The sequence below is a fragment of the Kitasatospora sp. NPDC057738 genome (assembly GCF_042798815.1).
GTDB lineage: Bacteria > Actinomycetota > Actinomycetes > Streptomycetales > Streptomycetaceae > Kitasatospora > Kitasatospora lactacystinica.
This window is the reverse complement of sequence record NZ_JBHVJT010000007.1, coordinates 113,228-137,427: the sequence shown is the minus strand read 5'-3', so window position 1 is coordinate 137,427 and position 24,200 is coordinate 113,228. Positions and strand designations below refer to the sequence as shown.

At 72.7% G+C, this 24,200-nt stretch carries 23 protein-coding genes and 1 riboswitch; of the genes, 11 read left to right on the top strand and 12 right to left on the bottom strand.

Annotated features, from left to right (window positions below):
- Window positions 1–86: 86 nt before the first annotated feature.
- A complete protein-coding gene (locus ACFVGO_RS06095; protein WP_359901491.1) occupies window positions 87–890 on the bottom strand; it encodes an enhanced serine sensitivity protein SseB C-terminal domain-containing protein in 804 nt (267 codons plus the stop codon).
- Window positions 891–1,148: 258 nt separating this feature from the next.
- Window positions 1,149–1,250: riboswitch (glycine riboswitch) on the top strand.
- A 228-nt stretch (window positions 1,251–1,478) separates the two neighbouring features.
- Here ACFVGO_RS06095 and gcvT point away from each other — a divergent pair.
- The 4 genes from gcvT to ACFVGO_RS06075 all read left to right on the top strand — a co-directional run bounded on the left by gcvT (window position 1,479) and on the right by ACFVGO_RS06075 (window position 5,960).
- Window positions 1,479–2,600 (top strand): glycine cleavage system aminomethyltransferase GcvT, encoded by a 1,122-nt coding sequence (gene gcvT / locus ACFVGO_RS06090; RefSeq protein ID WP_359901488.1) that lies wholly within the window; start codon window positions 1,479–1,481, stop codon window positions 2,598–2,600.
- 100 nt (window positions 2,601–2,700) lie between these two features.
- A complete protein-coding gene (gene gcvH / locus ACFVGO_RS06085) occupies window positions 2,701–3,081 on the top strand; it encodes a glycine cleavage system protein GcvH (protein WP_359901485.1) in 381 nt (126 codons plus the stop codon).
- Between the two features lie 80 nt (window positions 3,082–3,161).
- Window positions 3,162–4,430 carry a serine hydroxymethyltransferase gene (glyA, locus tag ACFVGO_RS06080; RefSeq protein WP_359901482.1) on the top strand — a complete coding sequence of 423 codons (1,269 nt, stop codon included), beginning with the start codon at window positions 3,162–3,164 and terminating at the stop codon, window positions 4,428–4,430.
- A 162-nt stretch (window positions 4,431–4,592) separates the two neighbouring features.
- A complete protein-coding gene (locus ACFVGO_RS06075) occupies window positions 4,593–5,960 on the top strand; it encodes an L-serine ammonia-lyase (RefSeq protein WP_380538136.1) in 1,368 nt (455 codons plus the stop codon).
- A gap of 80 nt (window positions 5,961–6,040) precedes the next feature.
- Here the strand turns inward: ACFVGO_RS06075 and ACFVGO_RS06070 are convergent, their stop codons facing one another.
- On the bottom strand, window positions 6,041–7,750 hold the full coding sequence (locus ACFVGO_RS06070; protein WP_380630942.1) for a DHA2 family efflux MFS transporter permease subunit: 1,710 nt from the start codon (window positions 7,748–7,750) through the stop codon (window positions 6,041–6,043).
- 22 nt (window positions 7,751–7,772) lie between these two features.
- Complete coding sequence (locus ACFVGO_RS06065) at window positions 7,773–8,396, bottom strand: NADPH-dependent FMN reductase (RefSeq protein WP_380348723.1); 624 nt, start codon at window positions 8,394–8,396, stop codon at window positions 7,773–7,775.
- 145 nt (window positions 8,397–8,541) lie between these two features.
- Between ACFVGO_RS06065 and ACFVGO_RS06060 the strand changes: the two genes are divergently transcribed.
- The gene (locus ACFVGO_RS06060; RefSeq protein ID WP_380630941.1) at window positions 8,542–9,294 is read left to right on the top strand and encodes a TetR/AcrR family transcriptional regulator; all 753 of its coding nucleotides are present in this window, start codon (window positions 8,542–8,544) and stop codon (window positions 9,292–9,294) included.
- A 34-nt stretch (window positions 9,295–9,328) separates the two neighbouring features.
- On the opposite strand, the gene ACFVGO_RS06055 is transcribed toward ACFVGO_RS06060, so the two are convergent.
- Window positions 9,329–9,781: a nuclear transport factor 2 family protein gene (locus ACFVGO_RS06055; protein WP_380630940.1), complete on the bottom strand. Its 453-nt coding sequence runs from the start codon at window positions 9,779–9,781 to the stop codon at window positions 9,329–9,331.
- 161 nt (window positions 9,782–9,942) lie between these two features.
- Entirely contained in the window at window positions 9,943–10,878 is a 936-nt protein-coding gene (locus ACFVGO_RS06050; RefSeq protein ID WP_359901466.1) for an EamA family transporter, read from the bottom strand.
- Between the two features lie 440 nt (window positions 10,879–11,318).
- Here ACFVGO_RS06050 and ACFVGO_RS06045 point away from each other — a divergent pair, with 440 nt between their 5' ends.
- Window positions 11,319–12,578, top strand: coding sequence for a hypothetical protein (locus ACFVGO_RS06045; RefSeq protein ID WP_380630939.1), 1,260 nt, complete (start codon window positions 11,319–11,321; stop codon window positions 12,576–12,578).
- Between the two features lie 159 nt (window positions 12,579–12,737).
- Here ACFVGO_RS06045 and ACFVGO_RS06040 read toward each other — a convergent pair whose 3' ends face one another.
- Entirely contained in the window at window positions 12,738–13,907 is a 1,170-nt protein-coding gene (locus tag ACFVGO_RS06040; protein ID WP_380630938.1) for a protein-L-isoaspartate O-methyltransferase, read from the bottom strand.
- A 435-nt stretch (window positions 13,908–14,342) separates the two neighbouring features.
- On the opposite strand from ACFVGO_RS06040, the gene ACFVGO_RS06035 reads away from it, so the two are divergent.
- Both ACFVGO_RS06035 and ACFVGO_RS06030 read left to right on the top strand, forming a co-directional pair.
- Window positions 14,343–15,038 carry a hypothetical protein gene (locus tag ACFVGO_RS06035; protein ID WP_380630937.1) on the top strand — a complete coding sequence of 232 codons (696 nt, stop codon included), beginning with the start codon at window positions 14,343–14,345 and terminating at the stop codon, window positions 15,036–15,038.
- 94 nt (window positions 15,039–15,132) lie between these two features.
- Window positions 15,133–15,306, top strand: coding sequence for a hypothetical protein (locus ACFVGO_RS06030; protein ID WP_380538158.1), 174 nt, complete (start codon window positions 15,133–15,135; stop codon window positions 15,304–15,306).
- 64 nt (window positions 15,307–15,370) lie between these two features.
- Here the strand turns inward: ACFVGO_RS06030 and ACFVGO_RS06025 are convergent, their stop codons facing one another.
- Window positions 15,371–15,901 carry a GNAT family N-acetyltransferase gene (locus tag ACFVGO_RS06025; protein ID WP_380630936.1) on the bottom strand — a complete coding sequence of 177 codons (531 nt, stop codon included), beginning with the start codon at window positions 15,899–15,901 and terminating at the stop codon, window positions 15,371–15,373.
- A gap of 98 nt (window positions 15,902–15,999) precedes the next feature.
- A complete protein-coding gene (locus ACFVGO_RS06020) occupies window positions 16,000–16,434 on the bottom strand; it encodes an ATP-binding protein (RefSeq protein ID WP_380348709.1) in 435 nt (144 codons plus the stop codon).
- A 186-nt stretch (window positions 16,435–16,620) separates the two neighbouring features.
- On the opposite strand from ACFVGO_RS06020, the gene ACFVGO_RS06015 reads away from it, so the two are divergent.
- From ACFVGO_RS06015 to ACFVGO_RS06005, 3 genes are all read left to right on the top strand, one after another.
- Entirely contained in the window at window positions 16,621–17,409 is a 789-nt protein-coding gene (locus ACFVGO_RS06015) for a helix-turn-helix domain-containing protein (RefSeq protein WP_380630947.1), read from the top strand.
- Window positions 17,406–17,603 carry a DUF397 domain-containing protein gene (locus tag ACFVGO_RS06010; RefSeq protein WP_380630935.1) on the top strand — a complete coding sequence of 66 codons (198 nt, stop codon included), beginning with the start codon at window positions 17,406–17,408 and terminating at the stop codon, window positions 17,601–17,603. The genes ACFVGO_RS06015 and ACFVGO_RS06010 overlap by 4 nt, the downstream gene beginning before the upstream one ends.
- Before the next feature lie 210 nt (window positions 17,604–17,813).
- The gene (locus ACFVGO_RS06005; RefSeq protein WP_380630934.1) at window positions 17,814–18,662 is read left to right on the top strand and encodes a hypothetical protein; all 849 of its coding nucleotides are present in this window, start codon (window positions 17,814–17,816) and stop codon (window positions 18,660–18,662) included.
- 354 nt (window positions 18,663–19,016) lie between these two features.
- Here ACFVGO_RS06005 and ACFVGO_RS06000 read toward each other — a convergent pair whose 3' ends face one another.
- The 4 genes from ACFVGO_RS06000 to ACFVGO_RS05985 all read right to left on the bottom strand — a co-directional run bounded on the left by ACFVGO_RS06000 (window position 19,017) and on the right by ACFVGO_RS05985 (window position 24,032).
- Window positions 19,017–19,514: an ATP-binding protein gene (locus tag ACFVGO_RS06000; RefSeq protein WP_359901437.1), complete on the bottom strand. Its 498-nt coding sequence runs from the start codon at window positions 19,512–19,514 to the stop codon at window positions 19,017–19,019.
- 199 nt (window positions 19,515–19,713) lie between these two features.
- Complete coding sequence (locus ACFVGO_RS05995) at window positions 19,714–20,955, bottom strand: Ig-like domain-containing protein (RefSeq protein WP_359901434.1); 1,242 nt, start codon at window positions 20,953–20,955, stop codon at window positions 19,714–19,716.
- A gap of 214 nt (window positions 20,956–21,169) precedes the next feature.
- On the bottom strand, window positions 21,170–22,429 hold the full coding sequence (locus ACFVGO_RS05990; protein WP_359901431.1) for an Ig-like domain-containing protein: 1,260 nt from the start codon (window positions 22,427–22,429) through the stop codon (window positions 21,170–21,172).
- Window positions 22,430–22,646: 217 nt separating this feature from the next.
- Entirely contained in the window at window positions 22,647–24,032 is a 1,386-nt protein-coding gene (locus tag ACFVGO_RS05985; RefSeq protein ID WP_359901429.1) for an Ig-like domain-containing protein, read from the bottom strand.
- Between the last annotated feature and the right edge of the window lie 168 nt (window positions 24,033–24,200).

The following is a 24,200-nucleotide window of genomic DNA, read 5'->3' as shown; positions in this document are numbered from 1 at the left end:
CCCGCCGGCCCGTCGGCCGTCTGCACGCACCCTATGGCGCTGCACCGGCCACCGCCACGGCGACGTGCCTTTGATACGAACCCCGCTCAGCCCCGCGAATAGAACGGCAGTACCCGGGTGAGCAGCCACTCGACCACCGGGTCGTCGGCGAGGTCGAGCAGTACGAGGTGGACGCCGCCGGGCAGCGGCGCGGTTCCCAGCGCTCGGCCGAGCGCGTCGTTCACCGCCGCGGGGTCGGCCGGTGCCGCCGGGTCCAGCTGGACGCCCACGAACATCACGGTCGGCTCGCCCTCGATGCTGGCCAGCGCCCTGCGGGCGGTCAACACTCCCGGCATTGCCGACAGTTCGCCCCGGCAGGCGGCCAGGAAGTGCTCCGGGTCCTCGCCCGGCACCGGCTCGCGCAGCGCCACCCGGCCGCCGGTCGGCGCTGTGGCGTCGTCAGCGGCCTCCCAGCGGTCCCCGCGCGGACCGCGGCGCAGCTCGGCGACCCCCTGCGGCGGCACCGGGATGCCCACGGCCGCGTCCGGGTTCACCGCGATGCCCACGCCCAGCGGCAGCCCGCGGGCGAACTCCCACACCGGCGCCACCGCGAAGGCCATCCCCGGCGCCTGCTGGAGGAACACCTCCTGCGAGGAGAACACCGGCACGTACGGATCGCCGCCCAGCTCGACGGTTGGCAGGTCCAGCGCCTGCCCCTGCGGATCGGCCCCGGCCGGCAGCGGCACCCACACCTGGCTGCGCGCCAGCACCTCGATCACCCTCGGCGTCGCGCCCGGGTCGCCCAGGGCCGCGGTCAGCACCTGCTCCAGCTCGTTGGCCGGCCAGGAACCGCCCGCCGGCGCCTCCTGCGGTCCGCCCCACTCCTGCTGCTGCTCCACCGGGTACCCCATGCGCCGCCGATCCCGCCCTCTGCCGCTCGGCCGCCCTCTGCTGCGCCGACGCGCAGCAGTCTAGGGCCCCCGGGCCCTCCCCTTTAGGGCTCGTGTTCGGGTGCCGCGCGGGCCCCGGTCCCGGGTGCCGTCCCGGGCCCGCGCCCGGGTGCCGCGCGGTGTGACCGGGTCCCCTCTCCCCTCGCCGTCCCGGACGTGCCATGATGTGCCCGTCCGACGGCATGCGCCGCGGGCCCCCACAACTCCATACCGGCCGCTCGAACCCGCGCGGGAGAGCCCGGAGTGCCGTTCAGGCACAGCCGGCGCCGAAGGAGCAAGTCCTCCCCGGAATCTCTCAGGCACCCCTACCGCACGGGTTAGGCACATCTGGAAAGCGGCGCCCGGCCCTGTCGTGCGCCCACCCACGGTGCAAGCCGTCATGCTGTCCCCCAAGCTGGAAACAGCTGCGGGCGGTGGGCGGTGAAGCTCTCAGGTTCGACGACAGATGGGGAGACCCACGCCGCCGCATGCCCGCGCGCAGGGTCGAACCCGAGCGGGTCCGGTCCGGCGCGTGCACCCCTGAGTGCCCCGACCGAGGAGTTCCTGGCCATGTCGTCCCTCCGCCTGACCGCGCTCGACGCGCTGCACCGCGCCCTCGGCGCGACCATGACCGACTTCGCCGGCTGGGACATGCCGCTGCGCTACGGCAGCGAGCGCGAGGAGCACCTCGCGGTCCGCACCCAGGCCGGCCTGTTCGACCTCTCGCACATGGGCGAGATCACCGTCACCGGCCCGCAGGCGGGCGAGATGCTGGACCACGCGCTGGTCGGCTTCGTCTCCGCGCTGGGCGTGCTGCGCGCCCGCTACACCATGATCTGCGCCGAGGACGGCGGCATCCTGGACGACCTGATCGTCTACCGCCTGCGCGAGGACGCCTTCCTGGTCGTCGCCAACGCCTCCAACGCCCAGCTGGTCCTCGACGAGCTGATCGCCCGCGCCAAGGGCTTCGACGCCGTCGTCACCGACGACCGCGACACCTACGCGCTGATCGCCGTCCAGGGCCCGGAGGCCACCGGCATCCTGGCGAAGACCACCGACGCCGACCTGCCCGGCCTGAAGTACTACGCGATCCTCCCGGCCCGGGTGGCCGACCGCGACGTGCTGCTCGCCCGCACCGGCTACACCGGCGAGGACGGCTTCGAGATCTTCTGCCGGCCGGCCGACGCCGAGCCGGTCTGGCAGGCGCTGACCGCCGCGGGCGAGGGCCACGGCCTGATCGCGTGCGGCCTGTCCTGCCGCGACACGCTGCGCCTGGAGGCCGGCATGCCGCTGTACGGGCACGAGCTGTCCACCGACCTCACCCCGTTCGACGCCGGCCTGGGCCGGGTCGTCCGCTTCGACAAGACCACCAACGAGGGCGCCTTCATCGGCCGCAAGGCGCTGGAGCAGGCCGCCGCCGCGGCCGAGACCAACCCGCCGAAGGTGCTGGTCGGCCTGGTCTCCGAGGGCAAGCGGGTGCCGCGCGCCGAGTACACCGTGGTCTCCACCGAGGGCGAGCCGATCGGCCGGATCACCTCGGGCGCGCCGTCCCCGACCCTGGGCAAGCCGATCGCGATGGCCTACGTCGACGCCGCCCACGCCGTCCCCGGCACCACCGTCGCGGTGGACGTGCGCGGCAAGCACGAGCCCGTCCAGGTCGTGGCGCTGCCGTTCTACAAGCGCGCCCGCTGAGCCTTCGCCGAGGCCCCCGTTTTTCCGTTTGCGCACGTCGCGGCCGTCCGCGCGGCGGCCCGCTTCGTCGTACCCGCTTCCCATCCTGGAGAATGACGCCATGAGCAACCCCCAGCACCTGCAGTACACCAAGGAGCACGAGTGGCTGACCGCGGCCGCGGACGGTGTCTCCACGGTCGGCATCACGGAGCACGCCGCCACCGCCCTCGGTGACATCGTCTACGTGCAGCTGCCCGAGGTCGGCGAGACCGTGACCGCCGGCGAGACCTGTGGCGAGCTGGAGTCCACCAAGTCGGTCAGCGACCTGTACTCCCCGGTGACCGGCGAGGTCACCGAGATCAACCAGGACGTCATCGACGACCCGGCCTCCGTGAACGCGGACCCGTTCGGGAACGCCTGGCTGTTCAAGGTGCGCGTCGAGGCCACCGACGAGCTGCTCAGCGCCGACGAGTACGACGCGCTCATCAACCCCCAGGGCTGAGCCACCCGACGGGACGGGCCGCGCACGGCGGTCCGCCCCGCCCCGGCCCCTTTCCCTCCTCCTCCCGGGAAGACCACACCATGACGGTTCTCAACCAGTCCCTGCACGCCCTCGACCCGGAGATCGCCGCCGCGGTCGACGCCGAGCTGCACCGCCAGCAGACCACCCTGGAGATGATCGCCTCCGAGAACTTCGCCCCGGTGGCGGTCATGGAGGCCCAGGGCTCGGTGCTGACCAACAAGTACGCGGAGGGCTACCCCGGCCGCCGCTACTACGGCGGCTGCGAGCACGTCGACGTGGTCGAGCAGATCGCGATCGACCGCATCAAGGCACTGTTCGGCGCCGAGCACGCCAACGTCCAGCCGCACTCCGGCGCGCAGGCCAACGCCGCCGCGATGTTCGCGCTGATCCAGCCGGGTGACACCATCCTGGGCCTGAGCCTGGCCCACGGCGGTCACCTGACCCACGGCATGAAGATCAACTTCTCCGGCAAGCTCTACAACGTGGCCGCGTACCACGTGGACGAGAAGACCGGCCAGGTCGACATGGCCGAGGTCGAGCGCCTCGCCAAGGAGCACCAGCCGAAGCTGATCATCGCCGGCTGGTCGGCCTACCCGCGCCAGCTCGACTTCGCCGCGTTCCGCCGGATCGCCGACGAGGTCGGCGCGCTGCTCATGGTGGACATGGCGCACTTCGCCGGTCTGGTGGCCGCCGGGCTGCACCCGAACCCGGTGCCGTACGCGGACGTGGTCACCACCACCACCCACAAGACCCTGGGCGGCCCGCGCGGCGGCGTCATCCTGTCCAAGGCCGAGTACGCCAAGAAGATCAACTCCGCGGTCTTCCCCGGCCAGCAGGGCGGCCCGCTGGAGCACGTGATCGCCGGCAAGGCGGTCGCCTTCAAGGTCGCGGCCTCGGAGGAGTTCAAGGAGCGCCAGCAGCGCACCCTGGACGGCGCCCGCATCCTCGCCGAGCGCCTGCTCCAGGCCGACGTGGCCGAGGCCGGCGCCAGCGTGCTCTCCGGTGGCACCGACGTCCACCTGGTCCTGGTCGACCTGCGCAACAGCCAGCTCGACGGCCAGCAGGCCGAGGACCGCCTGCACGAGGTCGGCATCACCGTCAACCGCAACGCGATCCCGAACGACCCGCGCCCGCCGATGGTCACCTCGGGCCTGCGCATCGGCACCCCGGCCCTGGCCACCCGCGGCTTCCAGGCCGAGGACTTCCGCGAGGTCGCCGACATCATCGCCGAGGCGCTCAAGCCCGCCTTCGACGAGACCGTCGCCACCGCGCTCAAGGCCCGGGTCAGCGCCCTGGCCGACAAGTACCCGCTGTACCCGAACCTCTGATCACTCCGGTGATCGTTCGGGCGGGGTGACCGGCCTCACCCCTCCGGCGTACCTGGCACCCCGGGGCACCGCGCACACTGGACAGTGCGCGCGGTGCCCCGTCCCGTGTCGGCCCCTCCCTGCCCGCAAGTCCTTCCACGAGACCAGACAAGGACGTCCCCCGTGGCCATCAGCGTCTTCGACCTCTTCTCCATCGGCATCGGCCCGTCGAGCTCCCACACCGTGGGCCCGATGCGCGCCGCCCGGATGTTCGCCCGCCGACTGCGCTCCGAAGGCCTCCTGGACGGGGTGACGGGGGTGCGCGCCGAGCTGTACGGCTCGCTCGGCGCCACCGGCCACGGCCACGGCACCCCGAAGGCCGTCCTGCTGGGCCTGGAGAACGCCTCGCCCCGCACCGTCGACGTCGACCAGGCCGACAAGGACGTCGAGCGGATCATCGCCGAGAAGCGGATCAACCTGGTCGGCGAGCACACCATCGACTTCGACCCGGACACCCAGCTGGTCCTGCACCGCCGCCGCTCGCTGCCGTACCACGCCAACGGCATGACCCTGTGGGCGTACGCGGCGGACGGCTCGACCCTGCTGGAGAAGACCTACTACTCGGTCGGCGGCGGCTTCGTGGTGGACGAGGACGCGATCGGCGCGGACCGGGTCAAGCCCGACGACACCGCGCTGAAGTACCCCTTCCGCACCGGTGACGAGCTGCTGCGGCTCAGCCGGGAGACCGGCCTGTCGATCTCCGGCCTGATGCTGGAGAACGAGAAGGCCTGGCGCAGCGAGGAGGAGATCCGGACCGGTCTGCTGGAGATCTGGTCCGTGATGCAGGAGTGCGTGCGGGCCGGCATGTCCCGCGAGGGCATCCTGCCGGGCGGGCTGAAGGTCCGCCGCCGGGCCGCGTCCGGCGCCCGTGCGCTGCGCGCCGAGGGCATCGGGCCGGCCAACGCGATGGAGTGGGTGACCCTCTACGCGATGGCCGTCAACGAGGAGAACGCCTCCGGGCGCCGGGTGGTCACCGCGCCGACCAACGGCGCCGCCGGGATCATCCCGGCCGTCCTGCACTACTACCTGAACTTCATCCCGGGCGCCGACGACGACGGCATCGTCCGCTTCCTGCTCGCGGCCGGCGCCATCGGCATGCTCTTCAAGGAGAACGCCTCCATCTCCGGCGCCGAGGTCGGCTGCCAGGGCGAGGTCGGCTCCGCCTGCTCGATGGCCGCGGGCGGCCTCGCCGAGGTCCTCGGCGGCACCCCCGAGCAGGTCGAGAACGCCGCCGAGATCGGCATCGAGCACAACCTCGGCCTCACCTGCGACCCGGTCGGCGGCCTGGTCCAGATCCCGTGCATCGAGCGCAACGGCATGGCGTCCGTCAAGGCCGTCACCGCGGCCCGGATGGCCCTGCGCGGCGACGGACGGCACCACGTCTCGCTGGACAAGGCGATCAAGACGATGAAGGAGACCGGGGCCGACATGAAGATCAAGTACAAGGAGACCTCGCGCGGCGGCCTCGCCGTGAACGTCATCGAGTGCTGATCACCCGCTGATCCCGACAGCCTGACGGCCCCCGGCGGAGTCCTGCTCCGCCGGGGGCCGCTTCGCGTGCCTCGTACGCCTCAGGCCTTCGTCTCGGTCCGGGCTTCGGCCTTCGTCTCCGCCCGGGCATCGGCCGGGGCATCGGTCCGGGCTTCGGACTTCGTCTCCGCCCGGGCTTCGGCCGGGGCATCGGCCGGGGCATCGGTCCGGGTTCCGGCTCCGGCCGGCCGCGGGGCCCGGCTCGGGCGGACCAGGCAGGCGAAGGCCGTCGCCGCGGCCGCCAGCAGGACCCCGCCCACGACCGTGCCGTGCAGGCCGCCGGTGACCGCCGCCCCGACGGCGTCGCGGACCTCCGCCGGGAGGTTGTCGAGGGAGGCCGGGGTCAGCCCGCCGCCGGTGAGCCGGCCGGCCTCGGCGGACCCGAGGCGCTCCGTGAGGGAGTCCGTGAGCCGCGCCGTGTAGACCGCGCCGAGCGCCGCCATGCCGAGCGAGCCGCCGATGCTCCGCAGCAGCGTGACCACGCCCATCGCCGCGCCCATGTCCCGGGGCGGCACGGCCCCCATCGAGGTCAGCAGGGTGCTCTGCATCACCAGGCCGAGGCCGATCCCGGCGACGGCCGTGAGGGCCGAGGCCAGGGCGATCGGGGTGTCGGTGCGCAGGAGCAGCAGCAGTGCGGCGCCGACCAGGGTGAGCGCGCCGCCCAGCAGCGGGTAGCGCCGCTCGCCGCCCGGCCGGCCCATCAGCCGCGCCGTCACCAGCTGGGTGCCCATCATGCCGAGCATCAGCGGCAGCAGGAGCAGGCCGCCGGCGGTGGGTGAGGCGCCCCGGGCCAGTTGCAGGTAGAGCGGCAGGTAGCCGACCAGGGCGATCATCACCGCGCCGGCGAGGAAGCCGAGCACCTGCGCCACCGTGAAGTTGCGGTCGCGGAACAGCGCGGGCGGGATCAGCGGCCCGGGGGCGCGCAGTTCGGTCCGGACGAACCAGCCCAGCGCGACCAGCGCGACGAGCGCCGTGCCGAGGAGCACCGGGGAGGTCCAGGAGTAGGCGGCGCCGCCCCAGCTGCTGACCAGGGTGAGCGCGAGGATGCCGGTGGTCAGCAGGACGACCCCGGCCCGGTCGAACGGGGCGCGCACCCGCTCGGTCCGCAGCCGTACCCCGACGCCGACCGCGAGCAGCGCGACCAGCCCGACCGGCAGGTTGACGTAGAAGGCCCAGCGCCAGCTCAGCCGTTCGGTGAGGAAGCCGCCGAGCAGCGGTCCGCCGACGAAGGCGATCGGCATCAGCACGCCGACCACCGACTGCACCCGCGCCCGGTCGGAGGCGGGGACGAGCACCCCGATCACCGAGAGCGCGCCGACCATCAGCCCGCCCGCGCCGATCCCCTGGAGGCCCCGGAAGGCGATCAACTGCCCCATGTCCTGGGCGAGTCCGGCCAGCACCGAGCCCGCCAGGAACACCACCACCGCCCACTGGTAGGCGCCCTTGCGCCCGTACAGGTCGCCGAGCCGGCCCCAGAGCGGGGTGGCCGCGGCGGAGGTCAGCAGGTAGGCGGTGACCGCCCAGGAGAGGTGCTCCAGTCCGCCGAGGTCGCCGACGACGGTCGGCAGCGCGGTGCCGATGATCTGCCCGTCGAGGGCCGAGAGGAAGATGCCGAGCATCAGCCCGATGACACCGAGCAACGGCGGCTTGGGCCGCTCCTCGGCCTGGCCCTCGGCCTGCCTCTCGGACTGCCTCTCGGCCCGGCCCTCCGCCCGGCCCTCCGCCTGCTCCTCGACCGGTTCCGTGGCCATGGTGTCCGCCCCCCGCCCCGGCTCAGGCCGCGAACGGGCGGGCCCGGCGGGCGTCCCGCAGCGCCTGGGCCCACCAGACGAGCTGGTCGAGCATGGTCTTGGCGGCGGCGTCGGCGGCCGGGTCGATCGCCTTGCCGTCGGCGTCGAAGCACTGGCCGGCGCCGTGGAAGCTCACCGTGTTGCGGATCGTCGCGGCGTTCAGCTCGGCCAGTACCACCCGGAGCTGCTCGACGGCCCGCAGGCCCCCGGACAGGCCGCCGTACGAGACGAAGGCGACCGGCTTGCCGTGCCACTGCCGGTTGTGCCAGTCGATGGCGTTCTTCAGCGGAGCCGGGAAGCTGTGGTTGTACTCGGGCGTGACGATCACGAAGGCGTCGGCCGCTTCCAGTCGGGGCGACACGGCGGCCAGCAACTCGGCGTCGCCCGGCGGAAGTTCGCCGCCGAAGGACGGGAAGGTGGTGGGCAGCGGGGTCTCCACCAGGTCGATCCGGTCGGCGGTCAGGTCGCCGTGGGCCTCCAGGTGGCCGAGCAGCCAGTCGGTGACCACCGGGCCGAGGCGGCCCTCGCGGGTGCTGCCGACGAGGACGGCGACCTTCAGGTGCCGCTCCTTCAGGTGCTGCTCCGTCAGGCTCTGCTCCGTGGACATGGGAATCCCCCTCCGGGACGAATGCTGTGTACGGCGTATCTGTCAGATACAACGTACACATCAGCGTGTACGCCGTCCACTGTGGATACGCCGTACACGCGGAGTGCTACGGTGGGCCCGACCCCAGTCGGAAGGAGCCCGCCCCGTGCCCGCTCAGCAGGCCCCAGCCGGGGACACCCCCGCCGGCGACGACACGCCCCCGGTCTCGCTCTGGGAGCGCCTGGCCCGCCCGGCCCCCGCGCCGCGCACCACCCTGACCCCGCAGCGGATCGCCGAGGCCGCCGTCGCCGTCGCCGACGCCGAGGGCCTGGAGGCCGTCACCATGCGCCGGCTCGCCGCCGAACTCGGCGTCGCCCCGATGGCCGCCTACCGGTACGTCTCCGGCAAGGACGAGCTCATCGAGCTGATGGTCGACTTCGTCTACGGCCGGCTCCCGCTGGGCACCCCCGCCGAGAACTGGCGGGACACCATGCGCGCCCTGGCCCTCAACCTGCGGGCCATGCACCTGGCCCACCCGTGGACCGTCCGGGCGGCCACCCCGTTCTCCCTCAGCCCCCACCAACTCGCCGTCCCCGAGCACGCGTTCGCCGCCCTGGCCGAGCACGGCCTGGACGCCGACACCACCATGGCGGTGTTCCGCACCGTCACCGGCTACGTCCACGGCTCGGTCACCACCGAGGTCACCCTGAACACCCTGCGCCGCGAGCGCGGCTGGTCCGACGGCGACCAGACCCGGGCCGGCCTCGCCCCCCGGATGACCTGGCTGATGGACACCGGCCGCTACCCCAACTACCGGCGCTACCTCCACACCGCCACCCGCAAGGACGACCCCGACTGGCAGTTCGAGACCGGCCTCGACTGCGTCCTCGACGGCATCGCCGCCCACTTCGCCCTCTGACCGGCCCGCGTCGGAGGCCGGCCGGGCCGGTGCCCTACTCCCCGGCCTCCAGCCGCGCGGCGACAGCACCCAGCCGCCCCATCGCACGGGCCACGCCCAGGCCGTCCATGTAGTCCCGGACGTGCACCAGCAGCCCGTCCCGGGCCCGCATCACCAGCAGGCCCGGCACGGTGAACGGCTCGCCGGTGCCGGCGTGCGTCCCGACCACCTGCTGCTCGACGGTGAGCACCTCCGGATCGGCGCCCGGGTGGACGGCCACCTCCCGGATCTCCCGCGGCCGCGCCGCACTCGGGCCCCAGATCGCGCGGTACCCGGCCCGGATCTCCTCCCGTCCCCGGTACCGCTCGGGCACCCCGGGGAACAGGAACGGGAACTCGTGCACCCCGTCCTCCGCGTAGAGGTCGGCCAGGGCGTCCGCGTCCAGGTCGAGCATCGCCCGCCGGTAGCGGGCGAGCAGGTCGAGCGGGCCGGTGGCGCTGTCGGGCATGGCGGGATTCCCCTCGTACGGCACGGAAGTCGGCGGCCTCGGTCGGACCCGCCGCCCGCAAGCCCAACAGACGGGACCACCGACGGCAACCGGCTTCCGCGAACTCCCCGCTGCCGCACGGGAAGTCGGCCGAGCCGACTTCCCGTGCAGGGGCGGCCGCCCTACCGCCGGGCGGGGAGCGCCAGGAAGGCCAGGCCGGCGGCGAGGACGGCGAGGCCGCACCAGGAGAGCGCCGGCAGGCGCTCGCCCAGGGCGGCCACGCCGAGCACCGCCGCGACGGCCGGTTCGGCGAGGGTCAGGGTGGTGGCGGTCTGGGCGCTGGTGTGCCGCAGGCCGTGGCCGAACAGCCAGTACGCGAGGAAGGTGGTGACCACCGCGAGGTGCAGCACCACGCCCGCCCCGCGCGCCGAGGCGAGCCACTCCAGGTCACCCGCGAGCAGCACCGGCAGCACGATCAGTGCGCCACCGCCGAACATCGCGCCCATCACCCCGCCCGAGGGGTGCCCGGCCGTGATCAGCCGCCCGCCGATCAGCGAGTAGCCGGCGTACGAGAGCCCCGAGAGCGCCGCCAGCAGCACCCCCAGCGGGTCCACCGCACCGCCGCCCCCGGCGAGTTCGGGGCCCAGCACCAGGAGCGCGCAGCCGAGCACGGCCAGCGCCGTGGCCCCGGCCCACCGCCCGCCCGGCCGCCCCTGCCGGGTGAGCCAGCCGAGCAGCCCGGTGAACACCGGCGCGCTGCCGAGCGCGATCACGGTGGCCACCGCCACGCCCGTACGGCCCACCGCCGGGTAGAAGGTGACCGGATACCCGGCCACCGCGACCGCGCCGGCGGCGAGCAGCCACCGTTCGCGCGGCCCGCACACCCGGGGCAGCGCGCGGGCGGCGCGGTCGGTGAGGAGCAGCAGCAGCCCGCCGAGCACCAGCCCGGCGGCCCCGATCCCCGCCGCCGGGGCCCCGCCGGGCGCCAGCGAACTGGCCGTCCCGGTGGTGCCCCAGAGGACGGCGGCGATCAGGATCGGCCCCGCGCCACCGCGCGGGCGGGTGCGGCGGGGAGCCGTGGGAAGGGAACGGGCGGGCGAGGACAAACGATTCGGCACAGTCGTGGACTTCCGTCGTCGAAAACCGTCGGGGGAACTGGTTCCGAGAACGGGCGCACGCCGTCGGCCCACGGCGGCCGCCATCGGGCCGGGCCGGGGTCGCAGGGGTCAAGCCACCGAAGCGCGCGCCCGATCAGGCGCTGAGCGGTGGCAGCACGACGTGCCAGTACAGGTTCACGGGCCCGATGCTATCCGCCCGCGCAGGAAGTCGACAGGCCCGACTTCCTGCGCGGCCGCCACCGGACCGGGCCGGGCCGGAACGGGCCGGGGGCGCAGGCGCCCCACCCGCCCCCGGGACGCCGCCCCGCCCCTCCCGGGGGCGCGCCGCCCCACGCGTGCACCGACTGCCGGCCCGGGCCGCGACGTCCGGACGTAGCGGACCGTTCATCCACCCCTACGCTGAGTACCGACCCGTCGACACATGCCGGAAGGACCCGCCCGTGCGCCGCTCCCGCCTCGCGTTGTCCCTGGTCCTGACCACCGTGATCGCCTCCGGCCTGGTCGCCGTCGACACCGTTCAGGACGAGCCGTACCTGTCCGTCAGCCTGCCGGTGCTCCGCGACCCGCAGGCCCAGCAGCTGCTCCACCGCATGACGGACCCGGTGCAGGACTGGGTGGAGTCCGGGGATCCGGCGGCCGTCGGCTATGCCGGGACGGTGATCGACCCGGCGAACCAGCACGCCGACATCTACTGGAAGGGCGAGGCCCCGGCCGAGGTCCGCTCCCTGCTCGACGCGAACGCCGCGAGTGCCGGCCCCGGCTTCACCGTCGACGTCCACCGGAGCCCGTACTCCCGCGCCGAGATGCGCGCCGCGATCGACCGGTTCACCGCCGCCGTGGCGCGCGACGCGTGGACGTCGATCGGCCCGCAGGAGGACGGCACCGCCATCGCGATCACGTACGCGCGGGCGAAGGCGAAGCAGCTGACCGGCGGTGACACGGCCGTGCAGGCGTACTCCCGGCAGGCCGCCGAGATCGCCGGGATGCCGGTGACGGCCGGCGTCGAGGAGACCCCGGTCGCGCTGTCCGGCAGCCGGCACTCCGACAGCGCGCCGCACTACGCGGGTGCCGAGGTGAGCACCGGAAAGGCGTCGTTCTGCTCGACGGCGTTCAGCGGCTGGAAGGGCGGGACGAAGGTGGTACTGACCGCCGCGCACTGCGGCGGCGGCCGGTACTACAACGGCACCGGGAGCTACATCGGCGACCTGTCCTCGGTCGGGGACGGCCTGGACGTCGGCATGATCGCGATCAGCGGGAGCGGCGGCGGCCGGTTCTACGACGGCGCCTGGTCGGACAGGGGCGGCTCGTCCCGGCACACCTACGGGGCCGGGCGGAACAACGTCGGGGACCTGATCTGCCTCAGCGGTGCCCAGTCGGGGTGGAAGTGCGACGTGCAGATCAAGCGGGTCGACGTGGAGACGACGAACGACGAGGGCACGAGGATCAAGCCGGTGGACGTCGCGGAGTCGAAGGGCGGCGACCGACGGGCGATCGCCGCGAAGGGCGACAGCGGCGGCCCGGCACTGGCGAACCCGTCCGGCCCGAACGGCGACATGGAGGCCCGCGGCGTGATCGTGGCCGCCCGGTCGGAGGTCGGCTGCCCGGCCGGGTCCACGGCGCACCCGACGACCTGCTACGCGCAGGTGATGTACGTGCCGATGACCCCGGTGGTGAACCGGATGGGCTTCTCGATCTCCTGACCCCGGGGTGTCGTCCATGGGCCGCGCAGCGTGAGAAGTCGGCCGGGCCGACTTGCTGCGCGGCGGACCTCAGGTGGAGGGGCCGGGCTCGAAGGCGACGGAAACGGGCGAGGGCCCCGGGCGTGAACGCCGGGGCTCCTCGATCGGCACTGCTCACGGTCATCGCACGGCCGGGTGCGGGGATCCGATCGGCCAGCGCGGGCCGGTGTCCGGGGCGCCCTGCCACGCCCACTGGGAGTCGGGGGTGACGGTGATGCCGTAGTCGTACAGCTCGGGACGCCCCAGGTCCTCCCACTGGGACCAGGCGGCCAGCAGTTCGTCGCCGAGGCGGCGCGGCCCGCCCTGGAGGAGCAGCGGCCGACCATCCGTGCCCGGGCGGATCTCGGCCCATGAGCGGTCCCCGTCGTGGACCAGGGCGGCCGGCCCGTCCGCGCGCTGTTCGGTGAACAGCACGGCCTCCGGGACGGCGACGCGCAGCGCGAACCGGAGGTGCCAGTCCTCCAGGCCGGCCGGGTCGCGGTCCAGTGCCCGGCGGGTCTCGGGTTCGGCGTCGCCACGCACCTGCGCGTACGCGGCGGGGCCGGTGCCCGGCTGGGCCGGGCCGGTCCGGTCGCCCATGAACTGGGCCAGGCCGTGGACCCAGCCGTGGGCGGCGGCACCGTCGTCGGCGACGGTCAGGGCGACGTACCCCAGCCGGCCCCAGGGGTGGACGATCCGTCCGCCCGGCCGGACCGCCGCCACCCAGGACCAGGGGACGGTCTCGACGGCGTAGGCGGCGTGGAGGCGGTCGACCGGACCGCCGCCCGGCACCCCGCCGCCGGTACCGTCCCCTGCCGCCGCCTCGACGTCGAGCCCGGCGTCCGCGAGCCTGGCCCGGGCGAACGCGGCCAGGTGCTCGTCGACCTCGGTGGTGACCACCCGGCCCGGCCCGGCCCGCCAGGCGGACAGCGCCGCAGTCCAGCCCTGCCCGGTGCCGATGTCCCACACCCGGTGCCCCGGCTCCACCCGGAGGCTGTCCAGCATGTCCGCCACCACGGAGGGTGCGGACAGCGACGACGACGGGAGGCCGCCGGTGAGCTGGGTGACGGCTGGCGCATCGACGCCGGAGTACAGCTCGGCGGCCCACCTGTCCCGGTCCTCCGCGCGGTCGATCGGCACGTAGGACCGGCCGTCCCACCGCCACAACCGGTCCGGCGCGAACCGGTCGCGCGGCAGCACGGCGAAGGCGTCGCGCAGCCACGGCGAATCCTCCGGCCACGCCCCACGCCGCTCCATCTCCACGTACAGGCCTGCCCGGTACCCGGCCAGGCCCCCGTCGTCGCTCGTCATCACTTCTTGTGCTTGCCGTTGCTCGGCGGGGGCGGGGTGACCTTCCCATCGGCGTTGTTCGGCGGCGGAGTCCCCTGGCTCGGGTCCTGCGGCGGCTTCGAGTGGTCTCCCATGCTGTTCTCCTGTCGCTGGGACGGACACAACCGGTTGCCATCCTGACGCCGCATCGGATCCAGAGGCAGGGGCGTGCGGGAGCGGCCATGGGCGCGCCCGGTGGCCTTTGCCCTGTTCGGAGGGCGTCGTCATGGTTCACTCCGAATGCCGACGGCCCTGAGGTCGAGGCATCGGCCGGCTGACGAGAAGCAGGTTGTACGAACATCCGCGATGTCCCTGGGCGTTCCGTCCCGTGAGGCTGGGGATGCGGCTGCCACCGGAGGCGTCGGCGCCCGGAAAACCCCGGCGGGCCTTCCGGGCGCTGCCGTAGGATCCGGCCCCGTGCAGAGTGACGATGCGACTGCTTCCGGGAGTGCCCAGGGGGCCGAGAAGCCCAGCGGCCTCCGGGCGATCTGGGCGAACACCCTGGAGCCGGTGGCTCCGCTGCCCTGGCACCGGCGGGTACCGCGCAAGGCTCTGATCGCGGGGGTCGTGGTCGTCGGCCTGTTCGCCGCGCTGACCGTCGCGGCGGTGACCGGGGCCGGCGCCCCGACACGGCACCGGATCGTGCTCGCGGACCGGATCGGCGACCAGGTGCGGCTCCCGGACGAGGGCAGCACCCTGGCCCTGCGCGCCGACTACGAGCGGCGGATGACGGCCCTGCGGCCGTACCGGGAGCTGACGGTCGCCGGCTACGGCGCCGCCGGGTCGACCAGGACCACGCTGATCGTGATCGGGCTGACCGGCAGCTACCCGGACGTCCGGCGGGAGCTGGACAAGTACTTCGGCAGGCTGACGATGAGAGACCCGTCGGGTGATCCGGTGGTTGACCGCCAGGACTATCCGACCGGCCCCCTCGGCGGCGCGCTGGACTGCGCGGTGCTCGACTACCCTGCCGCGTTCCAGACCACCTGCGCCTGGGCGGACGGCACCACCGTCGGCATCGTCGTCGACGAGACGGGCGCCAGCGAGCCCGAGGAACTGGCCCGGCGCACACTGGACATCCGGGCCGCCGTCGAGGTCGAGGCGAAGGACTGATCGACGGCCCGGCCGGAACTGTCGGACACGTCTTGGCGTCGCCGGAATGAAACCCAACCTTGTGGACCCGGCAACGGTCACCACGGAGATGGCCGTGCGGATTCGCACGTGGCGAGTCGACGAGGAGTTCAGCCGGCGCGCCGTGGCCCGGGCCGCCACCGACCTGTGGGGCTCCGAGTACGGCAGCAATCAGATCTACGGCAGGGACCTCTGCGTGGCCGCCGCGAAGGTGCTGGGCGAAGACCCCGACGGGGAACCGTGGAACTGACCCGGGGGGGTGAGCACAGGAAGTCGGGCGGGCCGACTTCCTGTGCGGGCGGCGAACCTTGTGGTCAGTCGCGGGCCGGCGGCGGGGACCACAGGCCGAGCCACTGGTCGGCGCCGAAGGCCTCGAAGCGCTCCACCTCGGTGAAGCCCAGCTTCGCCGCGAGGCGCATCGAGGGGAGGTTCGCGGTCTGGGTGGCGAGCACCACCGGCTCGCCGGGGAGCACGCCCGCGAACCAGTCGAGTGCCGCCGCACACGCCTCGGCGGCGTAGCCGCGCCCCCACGCCTGCGGCAGGAACAGGTAGCCGAGCTCGGCCCTCTCGCCGACCCGGCCGACGCGCCCCGCCTCCTTGCGGAGCAGGACCTGGCCGATCGTCTCCCCGTCGAGATCGACCGCGAGGACGCCGGGGCTGCGGCTGGGCGCCCCGGGCATCTCGCGCTCGATCTCGTCACGCGGCCGGGCCCCACCGAGGTAGGTGTTCACCTCCGGCGAGGCCAGCAGCTCGATGAACGCCGCACGGTCCCGGACCTCGGGCTCGCGGAGCACGAGCCGCTCGGTCCTGATCGGGGCGGACGGCGGCCAGGGAAGGGGGCGCACGGTGGTCTCCTGATCCTCTCGGGCGGCGACTTCCGACGCCGTCGAAGATCAGGACGCGCTCCGGCGCGACGCCAGTTGCGTGCGCCCGGAGAACGGGCTCAGCCGTGCGGGTTGGCCGGGGCGGGGAGGGCCAGTTCGCACCAGACGGTCTTGCCGATGTAGCCCTCACCGCGCGGGTGGGCGCCCCAGGAGGTGGAGAGGGAGGCGACGAGTCCGAGGCCACGGCCGGACTCGTCGTCGAAGGTGGCGTGGCGCAGGGTCGGGAGCGTGGCGTTCGCATCGGAGACCTCGATGCGGAGGAGGGAGTCCGTGGGGAGGAGGACGCGGACGCCGATCATCCGGTCGCGCGGGGAACGGGCGTGACGGCAGGCGTTGGTGACGAGTTCGCTGAGGAGGACGAGCCCGGTCTCGGCGGAGTCGACGGGCACCTCCCACTCGAAGGCCTGCCGGATGAAACGGATCCGGGCGCGGCCGGCGCTGCGAGGGAGGCGGGGGAACATCCACTCGACGACATCGACGGGGTGAGTGAGCATCAGAGTCCTTGGGGGCGTACGGACGGCTTCACTCGCAAGAGCTGAGTTCGGCCACTTCACCCTTCAAGCCTCGGCAGGCGGGCATAGCCTCAGCAGTAACGCGATATGTACAGCGAGAGCTTGAACCGCCCTGCGACCAGGGTAGGGAGGAGCACGGGGGCCGTGAGCACGCCGAAGGAAAACCCGATGTCGTGGAAGTACTGCGGCGACCAGCTCAAGCGGTGGCGTACGAAGGCGGGCGTGACCCGGGAGCAGTTGGCCAAGGCGGCCTGCTACGACATCGAGAGCGTGCGGTCGATGGAGGCGGGGAGGCGGCGGCCGTCGCTCAAGCTGCTTCAGGCAGCGGATGAACTGTGCGACGCGAAGGGGATGCTGCTGGGGGCGGCGGACTACCTGACGCCGGAGAAGTTCCCCTCCTACTCGCAGGGCTACACGGATGCAGAAAGCGTGGCGATCGCAATCCAGTGGTTCGAAGGGCTGCTCATCCCCGGACTGCTCCAGACCGAAGAGTACGCCCGAGAGCTGCTGAGCCACAGCTGCCCTCCCCTGGACGACGAAACCGTCGAAGCACGAGTGGCGGCGCGACTCCAGCGCCAGGAAAGGCTGGATCGCTCGATGACTGTGATGTTCAGCTTCGTCGTCTACGAAGCCGCACTACGGTCAATGGTCGGCGGACGAGCATGCATGAAGCGGCAGCTCCATCACCTGCTGGAGGTCGGCAAGTTGCGCAATGTGTCAGTACAGGTACTTCCTGTCGGACGCGGCGCCTACCAGGGACTCGGCGGCTCTCTGATCCTGTTGGAGTCCCCCGAGCACGAGCACTTCGCTTACATCGAGGGGCAAGAAACCGGGGTTCTGTACGCAGACCCGGACAAGGTAAGCGTCCTGAACCGCCGCCATGGCATGATCAGCCAGCAGGCACTCGGTGCCGAGGACTCGGCGGACTTCATCAGAAAGGTAGCGGAGGAGCTTTGAGCGACCACGAGTGGTTCAAGTCCAGCTACAGCAACGATCAAGGCGGCGCATGCGTCGAAGTCGCCCCCTCCCCCACCACCATCCACGTCCGCGACTCCAAGGACAAGGCAGGCCCGACCCTCGCCTTCTCCCCCGCCGCCTGGTCGGCCTTCGTCGCCTTCGCCGCCGAAGCTCAAGCAGCGCGAACCGAGTGACCCTTTAATGGAACGGTGAGGTAATAACCTCCCCAACCACCGTCGCACGCAGCACATATGACTTATCGTCATCGCTTCGCCACAGCCGGTTCCCCCGTGTAGCGTGCGCACCAACGAAACAACCCCCGCCGGTGTTACCAGCACCGAACGGGGGTCTGACCGGCACGATCGATCGGACTCGATCCTGTGGCTACCCACGACTGTACCGCCATGGCCGCACCCGGGTACGGCAAGCAGTCCGCCCCCGAGCAACTCCCCCGCTCCGCGCGCGACTTCGCGGACCTTCCGGCGCGCGAGGCGTACCTCGCCTCGCTCATCGACCACCTCCCCGACGGCGCCGCCATGGACGCGAAGACCCTCGCCGTCCTCCAGCCCCACTACGGGCAGATGGCCTGCCGTTCGGCCCTCACCAGGCTCTCCGCCGCAGGTCACCTGCGTCGCGTCCGCGAGCGGGTCGGCGACCGGCAGTGCCGCTGGGTGTTCCGCACCTACTTCTCCCGCACTCCCCGCCCCGACGGCTGGTGGGCGCATTTCCTCGCCACCGGGGAGACGTCAACGCCCGCCGCACCCGATCCCTCTGTCGAGCGAACGCGCAACCGCACCTCCCCCGCCTCGGCCGCGTACGCCGCCCTCGCCGGCCTGGGCCTGGTCGACCACCGCCTCGCCCTCTCCGCCGCCGACTGCGCCGCGCTCGAACCGCTGGCCGCCGAGTGGCTGGACCGAGGGGCCACCATCCCGCTCTTCACCGCCGCGCTCACCGCGAGCCTGCCGCCGGACATCCACAGTCCGGCGGGCTTCACCCGGCGCCGCCTGATCGACAAGCTGCCCCCGGACCGCCAACCCGAGGAGCGGCCCCGCCAACCGGTCCGCATCCCCGAGTGCACCGACTGCCGGACCCCCTGCCGACCGCAGGTCCTCCTCGGCGGCCTCTGCCGCGCCTGCCGCAGCGGCAGCGGAACCGCGACCCCACCGCCCCGCTCCGGCGGCCTCTCCCCGACCGCCGTCCGCGCGCACGCCGCGCGAGCCCGCCAAGCCATGGTCACATCGCCGCGATCGTGAATATTCACAGGCAATGGCGTTAACCTATGCAAAATCCAAAGGTGAACTAGGTAACAAGCCTTGCATTCCAAGACGCCTGGTTTGCCCGCATGCTGAGATCCGTGCGATAGTCGAAGCAGCCCAACGGCGGGCGACACCGCACGCCGCCCTGGGCCGATGACTTCGGCGGGCCCGACCTGGCACTGCCGACGCCCATCGCGCGGCACGCACCCCCTTGGCCGGCGCGATGACCTGCAAGGGCCCCCGCCCGCCGGACCACGGCGAATCCGGGGGCCTTGCGTGTTTTCCGGGGAAACCGTCGGCCCCACCCGGACCCCAGAGCCACCCGGGCCCCTGAGCGGCCCGCCCCGACCCTCAGGGCCGCTCGCGCACCTTCAGCTCGAACCAGACGCCCTTGCCCCGCGGCAGCAGGTCCGCCCCCCAGCGGTCGGCGAGGTCGTCGACGATCTTCAGCCCCCGCCCCCGCTCGTTCACCGGCCTGGCCTCGGCGAGGATCATGCAGGGCAGCGCCCGGGAGGAGTCCCGGACCTCGATCCGGAGCCAGCCGGGCTTGCGGCTGACGTGCAGGCCGATGGTGCGCCCGGCCGCGTGCCGCACCGCGTTGGCGACCAGCTCGCTGGTGAGCAACTCCCCGGCCTCCAGGTGCTGGTGGAGCTCCCAGGACTCCAGGACGGAGAGCACCAGTCTGCGGGCCACCGGGCCGGACTCCGGCCGGGACGGCAGCCGCACCTCGTTGGGCGCCGACTGGTCGCACAGTCTGCCGGAGTACAGCTCCTCCAGCTCCTCGGAGGTGAGCCGTTCCAGCGCCGAGAGCCCGCCGCCCTGGACGTCGATCCAGGAAACCTCGGCCACCGCGCCGACCCCGGGAACCGATGACTGATCTGCTTCGCCCCAACCCGCCATGCGGACCATCATTGCGGAACGCAAGCAGCCGCGTACGGACAATGAGCAAACGATCTCCGCGAGTCGGCATATGCCGGAAGCAAGAAGGGGTCACCCGGGCCGACTTCCGTCAATCCCGGGTTGACCCCTCACGCGCCTCAGCAGCCGGTCACCAGTTGCTCCACGGCATGTTCCAACCGCTCAGCCCGTTCGCCGGGTCGAGCGTCTCCTTCCGGATCGAGTTCTTCACGACCATCACGTCGCCGACCAGCGAGCCGTCGTAGAACTTGCCCATGGAGGTGTTGGCGCCGCCGCCCTCGACGTCCTTGAGGCCCACGCAGCCGTGGCTGACGTTGTCCTCGCCGAAGGTGCTGCTGCTGCTCCAGTAGTTGCCGTGCACGTACGTGCCGGAGTCGGTGAGCCGCATCGAGTGCGGGACCTGGAGGTCGTACGGCGCGCCGGTCATCCCGGGCAGGGTGCTGGACTGCATCCGCACCACGCCCTCCTTGGACATGACCACCATCGTGCCGTTCCAGGTGGGGTGTTCGGGTGCTCCGGCGCTGATGTCGATGTCGCTCGACGCACCGTCCCGTACGACCGTCATCTTGTGTGCCGCGGCGTCAACCGTCGAAACCTGGGACCGCCCGATCGTGAAGGGCTCGTCCCGGTCCGCGCCGTACACCCCCGGGGCGATCTCGACGCTCTTGAGCCGGTAGTGCACGACCACCTTGGTCCCGGGCGCCCAGTACTGCTCCGGGCGGAAGTCCAGCCGACGGTCGTTGAACCAGTGGCCCTTGACCACGGTGCCGTTGTCGGTCTGGAAGGTGATGCCCCGCAGGACCTCGTCCTTGTTCTTGACGTCCTTGCCGAAGTTCACCGAGACGATCATGCCGACGCCGTACGTGGCGTCGTTGTCCACGTTGTCGGAGGCCTTGACGAGCGCCGTCGGCGTCAGCGTGGTGAAGCTGCTGTCCGCCGTGGCGACCGCGCCGTTCGCGTCCGCGGCCATCGCGCTGACCTGGTAGGCGGTGCCCACCTCCAGGCCGGCCGTGGGCGTCCAGGAGGCGCCGTCGGCGGAGATGGTGCCGGGGACCTCCTTTCCGGCCTTGTCGCTCACCTTGACGGTGGTGAGCCTGCCCCCGGTCGCGCCGATCCTGAGCGCGTTCGGCGCCACGTCCACCGAACCGGCCTTGGGCTCGATGCTCACGGCGGCCGTGGAGACCTTCGGCACCGCGCTGGTGGGCGCCGCCGCGGGCGCCGTCGCCGCGGGCGTGGCAGCGGCCGCGCCGGCCCCCAGATCGGCCTTGGCCGCGCTGCCCCCCGTACCCCCGCCGCCCCCGCCGCAGGCCGCCGTCAGCGTCATCGCCCCGCCGACCAGACCGACCGCCACCACTCTGCGTATCGACCTCAACGTCGATTCCCTCCCTCAGAAGATCCGAGAAACTCCCCGTGGACCCGACGGACCCGACCGGTTGCACGCATCCGGCCACCGGAAAGGTTGCGCCACGCGTGGGGCTCGTCGCCCCGGAAACCGCGGCGGCCCGACCCCAACGGGTGAGGATCGGGCCGCGCGGCGAAGGACTCGCCGGAGGGCCCGGGTATCCGGGCCCTCCGGCGGGTAGGGCCTACCAGTTGGCCCAGTCCACGTTCCAGCCGCCCAGCCCGTTGGAGGGCGCGACGGTCTTCTCCTTGGTGTTCACGACCTTGATCGGGTCGCCGATCATCGAGTCGTTGAAGAACTTGCCCGCGACCGAGCTGTCGCTGCCGCCCTTCACGTCCTGCATCGACACGCAGCCGTGGCTCGCGTTGGTCTTGCCGAACGGGCTGGCCCAGTAGTTGCCGTGCACGAAGGTGCCGGAGGTGGTCAGCCGCATCGCGTGCGGCACGTCCTGGATGTCGTACTCGCCGCCGAGACCGACGGTCTGCGAGTTCATCCGGGTGACCTTCTCCTTGGACATGACCACCATCGTCCCGCCCCAGGACGGCGTGGCGTCCGCGCCCAGGGTGACCGGCAGGGTGGCGCTCTGGCCGTCCCGCTCGACGGTCATCTGGTGCGACTTGGCGTCCGCGGTGGAGATCATCGACCGGCCGATGGTGAACGGCTCGTCCTTGTCCACGTCGCCGTAGATGCCGGGCGCGACCTCGACGTTCTTCAGCCGGTACTTGACGGTCACCTTGGTGCCCGGCGCCCAGTACTGCTCCGGGCGGAAGTCCACCCGGCGGTCGCCGAACCAGTGGCCCTTGACCACGGTGCCGTTGCTGGACTCGATGCTGATGCCCTTGACGACGGCGTCCTTGTTCTTGACGTCCTTGTTGAAGTTCACCGAGACGATCATGCCGACGCCGTAGGTGGCGCCGTCGCTGATGTTGTCGTTGGTGGCGATCTTCTTGTCCGGCGTCAGGGTGGTGAACGAGGTGGTGGACGCGGCCACCAGGCCCTCGCCGTCCTTCGCCTGCGCGTTCACCTTGTACGCCATGCCGACCGCGAGCGCCCCCGCGGGCTTCCAGCCGGCACCGTCCGGGGTGATCGCCCCCTCGACCGGCTTTCCGTCCTTGTCGGTCACCTCGACCGTGGTGAGCTTGCCGTTGGAGACGGACACCTGGAGCCCGTTCGGCGGAACGTCCTGGGCACCGTCCTTCGGCTCGACGGCGAGCACCGCGGCCGAGGGCTTCGGCGTGGCCGACCCGCCCCCGTCCGCCGCGGCCGACGCCGAGGCCCCACCGCCGGCCGCCGAACCGCCCGAACCACCCGAACCGCTGCCCTTGTCGTCATTGCAGGCGGCGGTGAGCAGCAGCACCCCTCCCATGACCAGCGCCATCGCACTCCTGCGCCCGTAGCGGTTGGTGGTGCGTATCGCTGCGCCGGCCGTCTTACCCGTCTTCACGGTTTCTCCCCTCCCGGTATTCACTCACTTGACGCGCTGAGTGCCCCCATGAGTTGCACCGTCCGGCCGATCTTTCCGGCCGGACCCCGGACGCGCCGGAGCAGGATAACTAAGCCTTCCGAGTGAAAGCTGAGGGGAGTCGGGTTGACGGCGTGTGAAGCAGCCGTGAAGTCGGGACGGAACGGGACGGAAGCCCCCTCGGGCCCCTGGACGGCCCTTACGGCACGGACGCCACGGCCGGAACGGACGGCGTGAACGACGGCACGGCCGGAACGGACACCAGGGCCGACGGCCCGGCCGGCCCGGACACCGCGGCCGACGGAAGCCCGGCCGACGGAACCCCGGACTCGGCCGCCCCCACCGACGCCGCCTGCGGCAGCGCGCTCCCCGCCACCCACTGCTCCCACGGCACGTTCCAGCCGTTGAGCCCGTTCTGCGGCGGCACGAAGTCCCCGGACGAGGCCGTCACCTCCAGCACGTCCCCCGGGATGGTGTGCTCGAACAGCCAGCCCGCCGGGGAGTCCTTGCTCGCCCCGCCCTTGGCGTCGGCCAGCCCGATGCAGCCGTGGCTGGTGTTGGCGGCGCCGAACACCCTCTGGTCCGCCCAGTAGTTGCCGTGCACGAAGGTGCCGGAGGTGGTGAGCCGCATGGCGTGCGGGACGTCCTTGATGTCGTACTCGTCGCCCATGCCGACGGTCTGCGAGTCCATCCGGGTCACCTTGTACTTCTCCGACACCACCATCACGCCCCGGTAGGTGGAGTGGTCCCGGCTGCCGCCGGAGACCTTGAGCACCCGGACCACCGGGCCGCCCTGGCCGGCCCGGACGGTCAGGGTGTGGGCGTCCAGGTCGACGGTGGAGACCTGCGCCCGGCCGACGGTGAAGTGCAGGTCCCGGCTCTGGGTGCCGAACTCCCCCGGCGCTCCCTGCACGTCCTTGAGCCGCAGCGCCACCGTGACCCTGGTGCCGGCCGCCCAGTACTGCTGCGGGCGGAAGTCCAGCCGCTGGCCGCCGAACCAGTGCGCGGCCACCGGCACCGGCGGGTCGGCGGCGACCTGGACGGCCTTCTCCACCGCCGCCCGGTCGGTGATCGGACGGCTGAAGCGCAGCGAGACCGGCATGCCGACGCCGACCGTGGAGCCGTCCTCCGGGGTGAAGAAGGCCACGAAGGTGTGCGCCCGGGCGACGGTCGTGAACGCCGAGTGCTGGGCCGCCTTCTGGCCCTGGTCGTCCTCGGCGACGGAGTCCAGGGTGAACGCGGTGCCGAGCGGCAGCGGGCCGTCCGGCGCCCAGCCGGTGCCGTCCGGGGCGATCGTGCCGGGCACCTCGGTGCCCTTGGCGTCGGCCAGCCGGACGGAGACCAGCCGGCCCTGCGCGGCGTTCACCCGGACGGCGCCCTCCGGCTGCACGTCCTGCGCGCCGTCGGCCGGCGTCACGGTGAGCACCGCCCGGGACGGCGCCGCCGGCGCGGTGCGCCCACCGGCCGCGGCCGCGTCCCCGTCCGGCGCGGCCGTGGAGCCACCGCCGCCGCAACCCGTCAGGACGGCCAGGCAGCAGGCCACCGCCGCCGCGCCCCGCGCCCACACCCGTCCTCGGCGCCGCATCCCGGGGCCCTCCCACTGTTCGCGTCCGACGCCGGGAACAACGAGGCGCATCGACGCGGGGACACGCCGATCGCCCCGGAATCCCCCCGTTCCGTCAACCCGCCACCCTGGCCGCCATCCGCCGGTAAGCCCCCGTTCAACGGCTTCCGATCTGCGCAATCCGGGAAG